General features: G+C 60.9%; 11 protein-coding genes. 7 read left to right on the top strand and 4 right to left on the bottom strand.

The genetic code is table 11. From position 1 onward, the window contains the following. Positions 1 to 7 precede the first annotated feature (7 nt). Entirely contained in the window at positions 8 to 922 is a 915-nt protein-coding gene (locus ACE04I_RS05670; protein WP_046793237.1) for an ABC transporter permease, read from the bottom strand. 57 nt (positions 923 to 979) lie between these two features. Further along, positions 980 to 2,494 carry an ABC transporter substrate-binding protein gene (locus ACE04I_RS05665; protein ID WP_046793236.1) on the bottom strand — a complete coding sequence of 505 codons (1,515 nt, stop codon included), beginning with the start codon at positions 2,492 to 2,494 and terminating at the stop codon, positions 980 to 982. Between the two features lie 474 nt (positions 2,495 to 2,968). Between ACE04I_RS05665 and ACE04I_RS05660 the strand changes: the two genes are divergently transcribed. Then, positions 2,969 to 4,132: a sialidase family protein gene (locus ACE04I_RS05660; protein WP_487206725.1), complete on the top strand. Its 1,164-nt coding sequence runs from the start codon at positions 2,969 to 2,971 to the stop codon at positions 4,130 to 4,132. 85 nt (positions 4,133 to 4,217) lie between these two features. Here ACE04I_RS05660 and ACE04I_RS05655 read toward each other — a convergent pair whose 3' ends face one another. Then, positions 4,218 to 6,614 carry a DNA translocase FtsK gene (locus tag ACE04I_RS05655; RefSeq protein ID WP_082118258.1) on the bottom strand — a complete coding sequence of 799 codons (2,397 nt, stop codon included), beginning with the start codon at positions 6,612 to 6,614 and terminating at the stop codon, positions 4,218 to 4,220. Between the two features lie 524 nt (positions 6,615 to 7,138). Here ACE04I_RS05655 and ACE04I_RS05650 point away from each other — a divergent pair. From ACE04I_RS05650 to ACE04I_RS05625, 6 genes are read left to right on the top strand one after another with little or no spacing between them, the layout of a single operon-like run. Next, on the top strand, positions 7,139 to 7,975 hold the full coding sequence (locus ACE04I_RS05650; protein ID WP_487206724.1) for an ABC transporter permease subunit: 837 nt from the start codon (positions 7,139 to 7,141) through the stop codon (positions 7,973 to 7,975). Beyond that, positions 7,975 to 8,721: an ABC transporter ATP-binding protein gene (locus ACE04I_RS05645; RefSeq protein ID WP_082118257.1), complete on the top strand. Its 747-nt coding sequence runs from the start codon at positions 7,975 to 7,977 to the stop codon at positions 8,719 to 8,721. Before ACE04I_RS05650 ends, ACE04I_RS05645 begins: the two co-directional genes overlap by 1 nt. 37 nt (positions 8,722 to 8,758) lie before the next feature. Further along, on the top strand, positions 8,759 to 9,763 hold the full coding sequence (locus ACE04I_RS05640) for an NrtA/SsuA/CpmA family ABC transporter substrate-binding protein (protein ID WP_046793232.1): 1,005 nt from the start codon (positions 8,759 to 8,761) through the stop codon (positions 9,761 to 9,763). A gap of 13 nt (positions 9,764 to 9,776) precedes the next feature. Beyond that, a complete protein-coding gene (locus ACE04I_RS05635; RefSeq protein ID WP_046793231.1) occupies positions 9,777 to 11,129 on the top strand; it encodes an NtaA/DmoA family FMN-dependent monooxygenase in 1,353 nt (450 codons plus the stop codon). A 21-nt stretch (positions 11,130 to 11,150) separates the two neighbouring features. Then, positions 11,151 to 12,392: an acyl-CoA dehydrogenase family protein gene (locus ACE04I_RS05630; RefSeq protein ID WP_046793230.1), complete on the top strand. Its 1,242-nt coding sequence runs from the start codon at positions 11,151 to 11,153 to the stop codon at positions 12,390 to 12,392. A 37-nt stretch (positions 12,393 to 12,429) separates the two neighbouring features. After that, positions 12,430 to 14,049, top strand: coding sequence for a rhodanese homology domain-containing protein (locus ACE04I_RS05625; RefSeq protein WP_046793229.1), 1,620 nt, complete (start codon positions 12,430 to 12,432; stop codon positions 14,047 to 14,049). A gap of 38 nt (positions 14,050 to 14,087) precedes the next feature. Here ACE04I_RS05625 and ACE04I_RS05620 read toward each other — a convergent pair. Then, positions 14,088 to 14,780: ABC transporter ATP-binding protein (locus tag ACE04I_RS05620; protein ID WP_487206723.1), on the bottom strand; the 693-nt coding region annotated here is incomplete at its 5' end.

The following is a 14,780-nucleotide window of genomic DNA, read 5'->3' as shown; positions in this document are numbered from 1 at the left end:
CATGGCCTTAGGTCCGGACGCGCGGATCGAGGATCGCGTAGGCGATGTCGATCAGGAGATTCATGACGAAGATTGCAAGCGCGGTCACCATGATCGCGGCGAGCACGACGTTGAAATCCCGCTGCAGGATGGAATCGATCATCAGCTTGCCGACACCCGGAAAACCGAAAATCGTCTCGATGATCACCGCCCCGTTGAGCATGGCGGCTGCCTGGTCCCCGATCACCGTGATTACCGGCAGCATGGCGTTGCGCAGCGTATGAACGAAGATGATCGACGTATTGCCCACGCCCTTTGCCCGCGCGGTCTTCACATAGAGCGATCCGAAGGACTGGATCATCGACCCGCGGACGATCTGCAAGATGAGCCCGAAGGGACGAATGAACAGGACGGCTACCGGCAGTATCCAATGCCACACGGTTCCTGTGCCAGAGGTCGGTAGCCAGGCGAAATTGACGGCGAAAACGACGATGGCGACGATCGCCACCCAGAAGTCCGGAGCGGACGCCCCGATCAGAGAGACCACGGATGCGAAGCGGTCAAATATGCCGCCAGGCCGGAAAGCGGCAAGTGACCCGATCACGATCGCGGCGATGGAGACGAGCGCAATGGTGATGGCGGCGAGCTGGAAGGTCCAGGCAAAGCCTTCGAAAACAACATCTATCGCCGGGCGGGCCTGGCGTAGAGACTGACCGAAATCGAGATGGAGGAGATCCCAGACATAGCGGCCGAATTGCACGATCAGCGGATCGTTCAGACCGTGCAGGCGCCGGAAATTGTCGAGCATTTCCTGCGTCGCCTCTCTCGGCAGGAATAGGGCCGCGGGATCGCCCGTCAGTCGCGACAGGAAGAACACCATTACGACCAATGCGGCGAGCGAAAAGAAGCTCGAGAGAACCCGGCCGAGAATGAGTTTTCGCATTGCCTTCTCCTCATGCAGAAGGAAGGCGCAGCGGACCGCCGCGCCTTCCGTTTACGCTTATTTGAAGCCGACCTGGGACAGCTGCAGCTGGCTGTTGGTCGCGATCGTCGGCTTGAAGGCCACGCGCGGGTTGACGCGGGCGAAGCTGACCTGATTGAAGAGCAGCACGTCCGCGACCACATCGTTGTTGAGATAGGCGAACAACTCGGACCACTTTTTGGCGCGGTCTTCGCCGGTCGCAGCCGTCGCCTCCTCGATCATCTGGTCGACCTTCGGATCGGAGAAGCCCGACTGCGGCCCGTTGCTGTGATACTTGAAGAACATCGAGAAGACCGGGTCGCCGCGGGCATTGTCGTGCTGCGCGGCAACGAGCTGCGCGGTGCGGTCTTCGGCGAAGGGCTTGCCGTAGATGTCTTCGAACTCGGCCACCTCATACATCTGCAGATCGACATTGAGGCCGACATCGGTGAGCATGCTCTGGATTGCTTCCATCACTTCGAGCACATTCGGGAAGAGATTGCTGCGGCCGATCAGCGTGATCTTGGAATCGACGGCGATACCATCGGCCTTCGCCTCGGCTACCAGCGCCTTGGCCTTCTCAGGATCGAAGGGCCAGGGTTTGATGTCCTTGTTGAAGCCCAGCGTCGTTGGCGGCACCATGGCGGTGGCGAGCGTGGTCTCGGCCGGGACCAGCGTGCCGACGAAGGCCTGCCGGTCGATCGCCAGGTTCAGGGCTTCGCGGATGCGCTTGTCCTGAAGGGGCGGCTTGCCCTGATCGATGCGCATGTAGAAGACTTCCGAATTGGGATAGGCCTGATCGGTCTCCGCATTGGTGGCGTCGGTTACCGAAATGCTCGGCGCGATGTCGGCCTCACCCGTCTGCACCATGGCTGCCGCGACAGCCGGATCGGTGCGGAAGACGTAGGTGGCTTTCTCCACCTGGGGCGCATCACCCCAATAATCGCCGCGACGCTCGAGCACAATGTTCTGGCCGACATTCCACGCGGTCATCTTGTAGGGGCCGGTGCCGATCGGGTCACGGACGAATTCCACCGGCGTGTCGGATGGTACGATCGTCACGATCGACATCAAAAGGGGAAGGATCGCCTGTTTCGGCTCGGCGGTGATATCGATCGTGGAAGGATCGACCACGGTCGCGGTGATCTTGGTCGAGCCGAAATAGCGAGGTGTCTCGCAGCTCAGATCCTTGCTCATGGCGCGGTCGATCGAATGCTTTACATCCTCCGCGTCGAAATCCGAGCCATTGGAGAACTTGACGTTCTTGCGCAGATGGAAGCGCCAGGTGTTGTCGTTCTGCTGATCCCAGCTTTCCGCCAGCCGCGGCATCAGCCCCTTGTCGCCGACGACATCGAATTCCGTCAGGGTTTCATTGATGTTCTGCAGCAGCACGCGCCCGATATTCGAGCGGGTGGACATGCACGGCTCCATGAGGTCGACGCCCTCGCCGAGAACGATGGTGACGTCCCTGGAGGCGTTTTGCGCCGATGCCGGCATGGCTAGGTGAACGGCACTCAGGAGAGCGGCGCCCAATAACATGAGACTGCGTTTCATAGTGATCCTCCCTGATCACGGCGGGTTAACACCAAAGCTTTCGCCGGAAAACCTGTCGATCAGGCCACCGGCAAGATATGCGCGTCATCGTCGATCATCGCCACTGCGGCGAGCGCGATTATTCTTATGGACGATGGCTTCCTCCGCGGCTGCCGCGGCTTGACACCCTGTAAAGATGTGGACTGCCGTCACCCGGTGCTCTTGCGAGAAATTTGTGCCGGCAGGCCGGTTTGCCGCTGAACCTCCATTTTCCAATGCGCCAAGATTGACGTTTTTCTTGCCAACATGTCAACTGGTAACATGAAATCGTCATTCATCAAGCACTACCCGGTGACAGATTTTGGATTTTCATCCATGTTTTCCAATAGATTAAAAGTAGTAGGCGTCGACATAGACATGAAATTCCAACTTGACAACATTTGGGATAATGCAGATGTTCCCCATCATAGCGTCCGATTTGAGGAGGAGAGAACGATGTCCCCGGAGGAAATCGAGGGTCGGATGAACGGGGTGATTACCGATCTTGGCGGCGGGCGCTCTGAGGCTTTCCTTCCCTCCCCGGCAATTCAAAATCATGCCGCCTTCCTGGCATGGCTGCCGGACGGCAACCTCGGCTGTGCATGGTTCGGGGGAACGCTCGAGGGCAAATCCGATATTTCGATCCACGTCACTCGGCTGATCCCCGGCAGCGACCGCTGGACTGCTCCATCGCAAGTGACGGATGATCCCGCGCGCTCGGAGCAGAACCCGGTGCTCTGGGTGGATGATGATGGCGGGCTCGTCCTCTTCCATACCTCGCAGGTTTCGGGAAACCAGGAGGGGAGCGAGGTCAAGTCTCGCCCGCTGCGTCTTGCCAGCGAAAGCGTGACATCCGGCAGCTCGAAAACTCTGCCACTGCCGCGCGGCACCTTCATTCGCGCGCCGATCGCACGCCGAGGCGACGGCGCGCTTCTCCTGCCGCTCTTCCTGTGCAAGGCGAAGGACGGAGCCAAGTGGAACGGCAGCCACGACACGGCGGCCTTGGCGATCAGCGACGACAAGGGCATCACCTGGCGCGTCGTTCACGTGCCGCAGTCCCTCGGCTGCGTGCACATGACAATCGTGCCCCTTGGTGGCTCGAAAATGGCAGCCTTCTTCCGCCGGCGGCAAGCCGATTTCGTCTATCGAACAACGAGCGAGGATGGCGGCGAAACCTGGAGCGTGCCGGAAGCGACGGATGTTCCCAACAACAATTCCTCCATCAATGCCATTCGCCTGCGGGATGGTCGGATTGCGCTCCTCTGCAACCCAATCTCCACCGCCTATTCCAAAGACCGGCGCGCATCCCTTTATGACGAACTCGGTGAGGAGGACGACCGGCCCGATTCTGACGGCGGGATCGAGCCCATCTGGGGCGTGCCGCGCGCACCGCTGACGCTCTGCTTCTCATCGGACGACGGAAGAACTTTTCCCGTCCGCAAGCTGGTGGAAGAGGGCCCCGGCACGTGCCTTTCGAACAACTCGGTGGACGGCCAGAATAAGGAGCTTTCCTATCCGGTGCTTCTGGAGGATCAGGACGGCACGTTGCACCTTGCCTTCACCTTCCATCGCCGAGCCATCAAATATGTCCGGCTGGCGCCCGACTGGCTGAAGGCCTGATGGAGCGGCCGCTCATTCCTTGACTGCCAACGGGCGAGATGGACAGAGCGGCAGCTTTATCTTCACAGTCGGCGCGTCTGCCCCATCATTCGGTATCGTCCGGAACGGCCATGCCCGGTCCCCTGATGATCTCGCGCTTGCCGACATGGTTGGCCGGACCGACCAGGCCTTCCTGCTCCATCCGCTCGACCAGGGAGGCGGCTTTGTTATAGCCGATCGACAAGCGACGCTGGATATAGGAGGTGGAGCATTTGCGATCCTTCATGACGATCTTGACCGCCCGCTCGTAAAGCTCGTCGCCATCCTCGCCGGCAATCGCGCCCTTGTCGAAGACGGCCTCTTGAACCGCGCCCTCCTCGTCGCCCTCGCCTTCGTCCTCGGTCACCGTACCGAGATAGTCGGGTTGTCCTTGCGTCTTGAGATGGCGGACGACCTGTTCCACTTCCGCATCGGAGACGAAGGGTCCGTGGACGCGGGAAATCCGTCCGCCGCCGGCCATGTGCAGCATGTCGCCCTGGCCAAGGAGATGTTCCGCGCCCTGTTCGCCGAGAATGGTGCGGCTGTCGATCTTGGAGGTCACCTGGAAGGAAATGCGGGTGGGGAAGTTCGCCTTGATGGTGCCGGTGATGACATCGACCGACGGACGCTGGGTCGCCATGATGAGATGGATGCCGGCGGCGCGCGCCATCTGCGCCAGCCGCTGGATCGCGCCTTCGATATCCTTGCCGGCCACCATCATGAGATCGGCCATTTCGTCGACGATCACCACGATATAGGGCATCGGCGAAAGATCGAGTTCCTGCTCCTCGTAGACGATTTCACCTGTTGTGCGGTCGAAGCCCGACTGGACGCTAACGGTGATGACCTCGCCCTTTTCCCGCGCCTGCGCCGCTCGTTGATTGTAACCGTCGATATTGCGGACGCCGAGGCGGGACATCTTGCGATAGCGGTCCTCCATCTCGCGTACGGCCCATTTCAGCGCCAACACGGCTTTTCTCGGATCGGTGACGACGGGCGTCAAAAGATGCGGAATGCCGTCATAGACGGAAAGCTCGAGCATTTTGGGATCAATCATGATCAGCCGGCATTCTTCCGGGCGCAACCGGTAAAGGAGCGACAGGATCATGGTGTTGATCGCAACCGACTTGCCCGAACCGGTCGTGCCCGCGACGAGCAGATGTGGCATTTTGGCAAGTTCGGCGATCACCGGCTCGCCGCCGATCGTCTTGCCAAGGCAGAGCGCGAGGCGATGCTTCGTCTCCCAATAGTCCTCGCATTCGATGAGTTCGCGGAAATAGACCGTCTCACGAGTTGCGTTCGGGAGCTCAATGCCGATGACGTTACGGCCTGGTACCACGGCAACACGCGCCGAGAGCGCCGACATCGAACGGGCGATGTCGTCTGCCAGGCCGATGACCCGGGAGGATTTTACTCCCGGAGCCGGTTCGAACTCGTAGAGGGTGACGACGGGACCGGGGCGGACGTCTATGATTTCGCCACGGACGCCGAAATCCTCCAATATGCTTTCGAGGAGACCGGCGCTCTGTTGCAGCGCATCTGGCTGCATGGCCTGGCCGCGGTCTCCCACCGGCTGCTGAAGCAGGGAAATCGGCGGGAATTCATATTCCGCGACCACGGGAACCCGAGGCCGGGGTCGCGGCAGTTCCGTCGCCGTAGTGGTCTCCAGGGTGGGGCAAACGGTTTGCATGGCCGGCGCCGGCTCACGCACAGCAGACAGGACTGCCGGCGCCGATGGCTGGACAGGTGCAGGCCGGAATGAAGGCATCGGCTGGATGCTTCTGGATCTTGTCGCCACCGCGGTGGGCCGAGCGCTTTGCGCGACTTCGCGATAAAGGGCCGTCACCGAGTTGACGGAGGAATCGAGCAGGCGTCGAGGCGCCTCATGTGCCGGGGCGGGGGCTTTCTCGACAGCAGCAGTCGCCTCCTCGACCTCGATATCGAAGGGCATGACCTCCCAGAAGGCATGGTCCGAGATTGCCAATTCCGGACGTGTCATTACAGCCGGCTCAACCTGATCGATGGTGATGGCTTCGCTGGCCAATTCGCTGCTCTCCTCTACGATCTCTACCCGCTCCTCGACTACCGCTTGCCGCATGACGGAGGCAATTTGTTCCAGCTCGGCAATCACGCCGGCGGGAGGCTGTTCATTGGCTGCGTACCGGCCAGACGCGGAGGTCAGATAAACGTCCGACGACATCTCGATGAAGCGTTGTTCTGCGGGGGCTTCAACCTGCTCGCCACCATGTTTTGCGCGAGTCAGCGCGCTTTCTGGCGTGCGGGTGAATCTTACGTTTGGCGCAAGCGTAAAGGCGGACTGCCAAGGCGCCTCCTCGATGCTCACCTGATTGGGATCGACCGACGGCGGGCGTGGGAAATACACCTCCGGCGCCGTCTCCTCTTCACCATCGTCAGGCTGAGACGAACCAGAACTCTTTTGAAAATTGCTACGGGAGAACTGCATGGGGGACCGACGAAATACGAGACAGGTGGGTGCATCAATGAGGTAAAAAATAAAGGTTAACGGCACCTTTCCAGACGCACGCAAATCGGCCGTCGGCAGCCTGAGTTGAGTGAGAAAACTGCTTAAGCACGATGCTTACCTCATTTCATGAATGCTTCTCTCCCGGTGACCTGAAGCAACCCCCGGCATTGCGCCGCGCCGCCGATGGCTGTCTATGCCATGATGCTGGGAACCGTATCTGAACCGATGCAATTCTATCCCGCAACGATACCGTCGGCTCTAGTCGAGTGAAGAGGCTGTCGGAGCGAGAAAACCGCACCGCTCGAATCCGGTGAACGGCCGGCTGCCGGCGATGACGGCCGAACGACCTGCAATTCCGCTTCCGTGGAAAATTGTTCCCCAGCGGCCCCAATAGCACGCATCAAACTTTTCCAACTGAACGCGAAGTTCAGAACGGCCTATCATCCAAATCTCTACTAAATCGATAGTGTTTATGGCTAATACTCCAATCAAGGGACGGGGATATGGCTGAAATCAGTTCGCCTCTGCAGGATTTTTCCGCCGATAGCCGCTCCGGCTTCGCAATCAGGAAAGCGACATTGTATTCGGTGCTGTCCTGGTTGGCGCCGCTTCTGCTTCTGTGCCTTTGGGAAGCCGCATCAAGGCTTGGGTTGATCGCATCGCAGGTGATGCCTGCTCCAAGCCGGGTTGCCGAAACCGGCTGGCAGCTTGCGATAACAGGAGAACTGTTCGTTCACCTCGGGGCGTCGTTGCTGCGGGCCACAGCGGGTTTCGCGATTGGCGGCAGCATCGGGTTCGCGTTGGGCGTCGCGGTTGGGTTTTCGCCGCTCGCGCATGCCCTTCTCGACCGTTCAATCCAGATGATCCGTGCCATACCCTTTCTGGCGATGCTCCCCCTGGTCATCGTCTGGTTCGGCGTCGATGAAGGCGGCAAGATTTTTCTCGTGTCGCTCGCCGTTCTCTTCCCGATCTACATCAACACGGTTCTGGGCGTACGACAGATCGATCCGAAACTGATGGAACTGGCGAAAGTCACCGGTATGAACTGGCCGGCGATTGTCAGACGGATCATTCTTCCGGGCGCCATGCCCTCCATTTTGACCGGTGTCCGTTATGCGCTGGCGCATGCCTGGCTAGCCCTGGTGATTGCCGAAACGCTGGCGACCACCAAGGGAATTGGCTTCCTGGCAATGGACGCGCGTGAGTTCCTACAAACCGACGTGATCCTTCTGACGATCATCATCTACTCGGTCATCGGCGTCGGTGCGGATGCGCTCGCGCGCCTGCTCGAAACCAGGTTGCTTGGCTGGCATCCGAATTTCGCAAAGGGAGCACGCTGATGAACAAGCTCGTCAACATTGCCAAGTCGATTGCCATCAACGCACCGGCAGAGAGCGATCCGTTTCTCAACGTGCCGCTGGCCGTTTCCGTTTCCGGGTTGGAGCGGCGCTATGGTGAGCGTCTGGTCATCAAGTCCCTGGATATCACAATACGAAAGGGAGAGTTCGTCGCCCTTCTTGGCGAAAGCGGTTGCGGGAAGACCACTCTGTTGCGCGCCCTTGCCGGCCTCGATGCCCCGGATGCGGGGCGCATCGAAGCACCCGGCCGACCGGCGGTGGTTTTCCAAGAGCATCGCCTGCTCCCCTGGGCCTCGGTCTGGGAGAACGTCGCGCTCGGCAACGAAAAGGCGATCGGCAAAGACGGCGCCTCACGCGCGCTTGGGGAAGTCGGGCTTGCCGGGCGGGAAGACGACTGGCCGCGCAATCTGTCCGGCGGACAGGCGCAGCGCGTCGCGCTTGCTCGGGCTTTGGTACGCGATCCGAAACTGCTCCTGCTTGATGAACCGTTTGCCGCGCTCGATGCGCTGACCCGCATCAAGATGCATGTGCTTGTCCGCGAACTGGTCTCCCGGCATCGCCCGGGCGTACTGATCGTGACCCATGATGTGGATGAGGCTGTCGTCCTCGCCGACCGCATTCTTGTCATGCGTTCCGGACAGATCGCTGCCTCCTACCGGCCCGCCGAGCATGCTCCGGGCGAACTGAGGCCGCTGCTCCTCGACGAATTGGGCGTGACAACGCACTGACCCTTCCTTCAACCAAATCCAAACCCAGGATATCTCCATGACCAAATACCAACCGAACCGCCGCGCCCTCTTGCAGGCGGGTGGCCTGCTTTTGGCTGGCGCCGCGGCATCGAAGTTGACACCCGCGCTCGCCGAAGAACCGAAGAAGCTGACGCGCAATACAGATATCGTGCGTCTTGGCTGGGGCCGCGGCGGTATTCCCCTCATTTCCAAGCAGCGCGGCGTCCTCGAGAAAGAGCTTGCGGACAAGGGGATCAAGGTCGAATGGGTCGGTCCCTTCCCGAACCATGCGCCTTCGCTGCAGGCCGTGGTCGGCGGCAGCGCCGACTTCGGCTTCTGGGGATCGACGACGCCCGCGCTTGCCGCCATGCTGGCCGGCTCGCCACTCGTCTTCAATGCCTTCAATGTCTATTCGCCGCGTTCGACGGCGGTGATCGTGAAGAAAACAAGCGGCATCGATACCGTCGCGGATCTGGTCGGAAAGAAGGTCGCCGTCAACAAAGCTGGCCTCGGCGAGTTTCTTGTCGTCGCCGCATTGGAAAAGAACGGCATCGACACCAGCAAGGTCGAATTCGTCTATCTCAATCCTCCGGACGCAGCCCCCGCTTTTGCCCAGGGGAAGGTGGATGCCTGGTCGATGTGGTCGCCCGGAGTCGACATCTCCCGCTTCGAGAACGATGCCAAGGACATCTTCAACGAGGGCACCGATCTCGATTTCCTGATCGACTACAGCTCCCTCGTGTCCACCCGCACGTTCTCGGAGGAGAACTCGGAATTGGTGCGCGCCGTCCTCGACGCCTACTACAAGGAAGGCGAGTGGCAGTCACAGAATGCCGCCGAATCCGAACGGATCGCGCAGGCGGAAGGCAAGTATGCCAATGAGGTGCGCGATTACCTCGCCGGTCTGAAGCGGATCAACAAATTCTACGAGCCGAAAGACGCCGAGTTCATCGCCCAGTTCCAGCGCGCCGCGGATTGGCTCGCCGACCGCAAGATCATCAAGTCGCATCTGAAGGTCGCCGACTATAGCGTCCAGGTATAAGGAAGGAATGTAGATGTCACGGCAACATATCCGTCTCGGCGTGAACGTCCTGGCTTCCGGCCGGCACGATGCTGCCTGGAAGACATTCGAAGACAAGCGTCATCTTTCGACCGACATCGATCATTTCACCGCGATTGCGAAATCGGCAGAACGCGGGTTGATGGACGCGATCTTTCTGGCCGACAATCCGGGCGGCCTGGTCAGCGAAGCCTATACCCGTCCGTGGCGGGCGCTCGATCCGGCGGTTCTCGTCGCCAATCTGGCAGCACATACCGAACATGTCGGGCTCGTCTGCACCACGACGACGCTCTTCGGCCATCCATATACCATCGCCCGACAGATCGCCTCGATCGACCATGTGAGCCGCGGCCGCGCGGCCTGGAACATCATCACCTCCCAAAATCCCCCCGCCCTCGACGCCTATGGAGCGGAAAAAGGCTGGGACCAGGCGGAGCGTTACAAACGCGCCGAGGAATTCGTCCAGATCGTCACCGCCTTCTGGGACAGCCTGCCCGAGGAAGCCTTGGTCGGCGACCCGGATAGCACGGTTTATCTCGACCCGTCGCGGCTGCGCCGGCTGGACTTCAAGGGGACGCATTTCTCCGCTCGGGGCGCTTCTTCCGTACCGGAAACGCCGCAAGGCCGGCCGGTGATTTTCCAAGCTGGCCAATCCTCCGACAGCCGCGCCTTCGGAGCGCGCTATGCCGATGCGCTCTTCACCGGCCAGCGGATCATCGAAGGCGCGCGCGCCTTCTATTCCGAGGTGAAGACACTGGCGAAAAGCTTCGGACGCGACCCCGATCATCTGCTTGTCATGCCTGGACTGTTTCCGGTCCTTGCCTCGACCGAGGAGGAGGCGAAGCGCCACAAGCGCAGCCTGGACGACCGTCTCGATTCCATCGCGCTCCGCGAAGAGCTGGCGCGGCATATGGCCGTCGATGTGTCGCTTCTTTCCGATCTCGATGCGCCAATCCCCTTCGCCGAAAGCGAGGCGAACGAATCCCTGGTGCCGATCGCCTCGCGCTGGCATCGCGCGGAAATGTTAAAGGAAGCACGTCAGAACGGCTGGAACATCCGGGAACTGCTGTTCTCGAACATCACCGGCGGCCATCGCGTCTTCGTCGGCACACCAGAAGGCTTTGCTCAGGACATGCTTCACTGGATCGACACGAAGGGTGCGGACGGCTTCAATCTGAACATCGACGTGCAGCCCACCGGCCTCGACCTGATCGCCGACGAGGTCATCCCGGTCTTGCAGAAGCTCGGCCGTTATCGCAGCGCCTATGAAGGCCGGACTCTTCGCGACAATCTCGGCCTGCCGCGTTTCGATGCCAAGGCGCGGAACGGGCTTGCGGCCGCGGTCTGAGCGTTCAAGGAATTGTACTGAATGTCTGATATCAGCAAATTCGGAGGGGCCTCCCTCCGGCTCGTTTCACCTTACGCATCATCGCTCGGCCTCGCACCCGCGATCGAGCATATCGCAAAGACGGCGGTCGAGCGGGAAGTGGATCGCCGCCTTCCCCACGAAGAGATCGCCGAACTGAAGGCGCTCGGCATTGGATCTCTGCGCCTGCCGAAAGATGCCGGCGGTGCTGGAGCTTCGCTGTCTGAGCTGTTTTCCGTCGCGCGCGATCTGGCCGCAGCCGATTCCAACATCGCGCACGCCTTCCGCAACCATCTCTGGCAAGTCGAAGCAGCCTTGCGCCAGCCGGGGCATCCGTTTCATGCCCATGTGCTGGCGCTTGCCGCCGAGGGCAAGACGGTCGGGTTGAGCTTTGCCGACAGCGATGCCACCGCCGCCGGGGCGCTGTCGTCGAAGGTCCTGTCGCGGATCGAATGGGATGATGCCCTGCAGGCCTATCGCGGCTCCGGGCGGAAGGTCTATGCGACCGGCAATCTCTACAACGACGCCTTCGTCGGCCTTGCCGTCGAAAGCCGCGAGAACGCGGCGGTGCAATATGTTCTCTATCGCGGAGATGGTGTCGACGGAGACGACGACTGGGGCGGCTTCGGCCAGAAGCTGACCGGCTCCGGCACCGCGAAATTCAATGCGGCGACCATTCCGGCCAAGCAGGTCTATCCTCAAGACCCGCCGCCGCGTGAAGGCGCAGCACCCTGGCGCTTCACCTTCCATCAGGTCTATCTCACCAATTGCATTGCCGGCGTGGCGCGACGGATTGCACTGGATGCGGTGGATGTGCTTCGCACGCGCGGCCGCAATTTCTATCACGGCGAGGCAGACCATCCCGCCGACGAACCTGTTCTACAGGCGCATCTTGGGCGGATCAGAGCCTATGCAGCCTCGATCGAGGCGACGATCGACCGGACGATCGCCAGTCTCCAGCATGCATGGGACAGCCATGGAACAGCAGCGGAATACGATGCCGTTCTGGCTGCGTCCTTGTCGGCTGCGGAAGCGAAGGTCGTCATCGACGATCTTGCACCCCAGATTGCCGGCTGGCTGATCGACCTAGGCTCCGGCTCGGTCGTATCGCAAAAGGGGGCGCTCGACAGGCATTGGCGCAATATCAAGGTCATCGCCTCGCATAATCCCCGGCTCTACAAGGAACGTCTGCTCGGCCAGAATCTCCTGAGCGGGCGCCTGCCGCCGACGGGCGCATTCTTCTGATGTGCCATCTCATCTCTTTCGTACCGGAGCGCATGCAATGAACCAAATATTGTCTTCGCCCGCCGCCGCCTCCCCGGCTTTCCCGACGCTCTCTCCGGCTCAGGTCCGCGCCGAGTTGCTGGCAAGGCGGGAAATCCTGCTCGCCGATTTGAGGGAAGAGGACCCCTTTGCCAAAGGCCACCCGCTCTGGGCCGCGAACTTCCCGTTCGGAAAACTCGAGCTCGACGTTCCTCGACGCATTCCCCGCCGCGACGTTCTGATCGTGCTCTACGGCAAGGACGAATATCGCGATCTTGCGCCGCTTGCCGCGCTCAAACTCGCCGGCTGGAGATACAGCAACGTCCATCTGCTCGAAGGTGGCCTCGCCGCTTGGGAAGAAGCGGGCTATGAAACTTTTATCGATGTCAACGTGCCGTCGAAATCCTTCGGAGAACTCGTCGAAGCGCACCGCCACACACCTTTGCTACCGGCCGAGGAAGTGCGGCGCCTGATCGTTTCCGAAACGCCTCCCGTCATTCTGGACGCGCGTCGCTTCGACGAGTTCAACACGATGAGTATTCCGACAGGTACGTCGGTGCCGGGAGCCGAACTTGTGCTTCGGGTGCGCGACCTTGCCCCCGACCCGAACACAACCGTGATCGTCAACTGCGCGGGACGGACACGCTCGATTATCGGGACACAATCCTTGATCAATGCGGGTATCCCGAATCCGGTTGCTGGCCTGCGTAACGGCACGATCGGTTGGACGCTTGCAGGTTTGACATTGGATCGGGGGGCAACGCGCCAATTTCCTGAAGCCTCGCCCCACGCACGCACGCTGGCACGGGCAGATGCCCGCGCAGTGGCGGAGCGCGCCGGCGTCCGCCGCATTTCGTTGCAAGAGGCGGAGGGTTTGGCAAGCCCGGATCGCACCGTCTACCGCATCGACGTGCGACCTTCCGAGGAATATCAGCGTGGTCACTTGCCCGGGTTCGTGAACGTTCCTGGCGGACAGCTTGTGCAGGAAACCGACCATACCGCTCCGGTTCGCGGCGCGCTTATTCTGCTTTCGGATGATGACGGCACCCGCGCCGACATGACGGCATCATGGCTTTCGCAAATGGGTTGGGAGACATATGTCATCACCCCCGTTGACGACAGCGAGTGTAGCGAGCGCGACGATGATCGGGCGAATACCATTCCAGCCCCATCCGCAGCCACCGTTTCACCGGATGCCCTTCGAAAATGGCTGGCCGACGGAGACACGCTCGTCATCGATGTCGGCAGTTCGGCAAACTATGTCAAAGGTCACATTCCTGGCGCCTGGTGGGCTCTGCGCGCGCAGATCGAACATGCGCTCAAAGCCATCGGGGCCGCCGAGCGAATTGTGGTCACTTGCGCCTCCGGCACATTGGCCAAATTCGCGGCTGCCGACATCCAGGCACTCACCTCCTCCGAGGTATACGTCCTCGAGGGCGGCACCGGCAGATGGTTGGCCAAGGGATTACCGGTGATAGAGGGCGAGGAACGCTTGGCATCTCCTCGCATCGATAGATATCGCCGTCCTTACGAGGGCACGGACGCGCCGCGTCAAGCCATGGAGGACTATCTCGAATGGGAATATGGCCTCGTGGCGCAACTTGATCGCGATGGCACGCATTTCTTCCGTGTCATATAGCCATGAGCCAAGTCCCGGAAATCGGCGCGAACTGCGGTTCAATGGGGCAAGGCTCTGATGGCTTGAGCCTGCCCGTCGAAGAAATGGATGTTCGATGCCTCCGCCGAAAGACCGATCTCGCCGCCGACGGCGGGGACCTCCCCCTCATCATGCAGGACCAGGCAAATCCGGTTATCGGGCAGCAGGACATGCAGCAGCGTCACCGCGCCCGTATATTCGCAGAGACTCACAGTCCCGCGCAGAACGCCATCTCGCGGTTCCACCACCGTCAGATGTTCCGGCCGGATACCGAGCGTTTCGGCTGATTGCGGAGCCGCCAGACCGGCACACAGCAACGGCGCATCGGCGGCAGGCAGGATGTTCATCTTGGGGCTGCCGATGAACTGCGCGACGAAGACATTCGACGGCCGTTCATAAAGCTCCCGCGGGGAACCCACCTGCTCTATCCGCCCGTCGCGCAGCACCACGATCTTGTCGGCAAGCGTCATTGCCTCGATCTGGTCATGCGTCACATAGATCATGGTGGTGGAAAGACGCTTGTGCAGGGCGGCGATCTCGGAACGCATATGCACGCGCAGTTCGGCATCGAGGTTCGACAGCGGCTCGTCGAACAGGAAGACATCCGGGTTTCCGACGATAGCACGGCCAATCGCGACACGCTGGCGCTGGCCGCCCGACAATTCGCGGGGGTAACGGTCGAGCAACGGTTCCAGTTTCAGGGTCGCGGCCGC

It is taken from the genome of Rhizobium moroccans (genome assembly GCF_057559155.1).
This window is presented reverse-complemented; position numbering and strand designations above follow the sequence as displayed.

Bases quoted from the DNA above. Each gene is read 5' to 3' on its own strand.
- ACE04I_RS05645 (WP_082118257.1), top strand. From the start codon at position 7,975: ATGAACAAGCTCGTCAACATTGCCAAGTCGATTGCCATCAACGCACCG.
- ACE04I_RS05670 (WP_046793237.1), bottom strand. From the start codon at position 922: ATGCGAAAACTCATTCTCGGCCGGGTTCTCTCGAGCTTCTTTTCGCTC.
- ACE04I_RS05630 (WP_046793230.1), top strand. From the start codon at position 11,151: ATGTCTGATATCAGCAAATTCGGAGGGGCCTCCCTCCGGCTCGTTTCA.
- ACE04I_RS05655 (WP_082118258.1), bottom strand. From the start codon at position 6,614: ATGCAGTTCTCCCGTAGCAATTTTCAAAAGAGTTCTGGTTCGTCTCAG.
- ACE04I_RS05660 (WP_487206725.1), top strand. From the start codon at position 2,969: ATGTCCCCGGAGGAAATCGAGGGTCGGATGAACGGGGTGATTACCGAT.
- ACE04I_RS05625 (WP_046793229.1), top strand. From the start codon at position 12,430: ATGAACCAAATATTGTCTTCGCCCGCCGCCGCCTCCCCGGCTTTCCCG.
- ACE04I_RS05650 (WP_487206724.1), top strand. From the start codon at position 7,139: ATGGCTGAAATCAGTTCGCCTCTGCAGGATTTTTCCGCCGATAGCCGC.
- ACE04I_RS05640 (WP_046793232.1), top strand. From the start codon at position 8,759: ATGACCAAATACCAACCGAACCGCCGCGCCCTCTTGCAGGCGGGTGGC.
- ACE04I_RS05665 (WP_046793236.1), bottom strand. From the start codon at position 2,494: ATGAAACGCAGTCTCATGTTATTGGGCGCCGCTCTCCTGAGTGCCGTT.
- ACE04I_RS05635 (WP_046793231.1), top strand. From the start codon at position 9,777: ATGTCACGGCAACATATCCGTCTCGGCGTGAACGTCCTGGCTTCCGGC.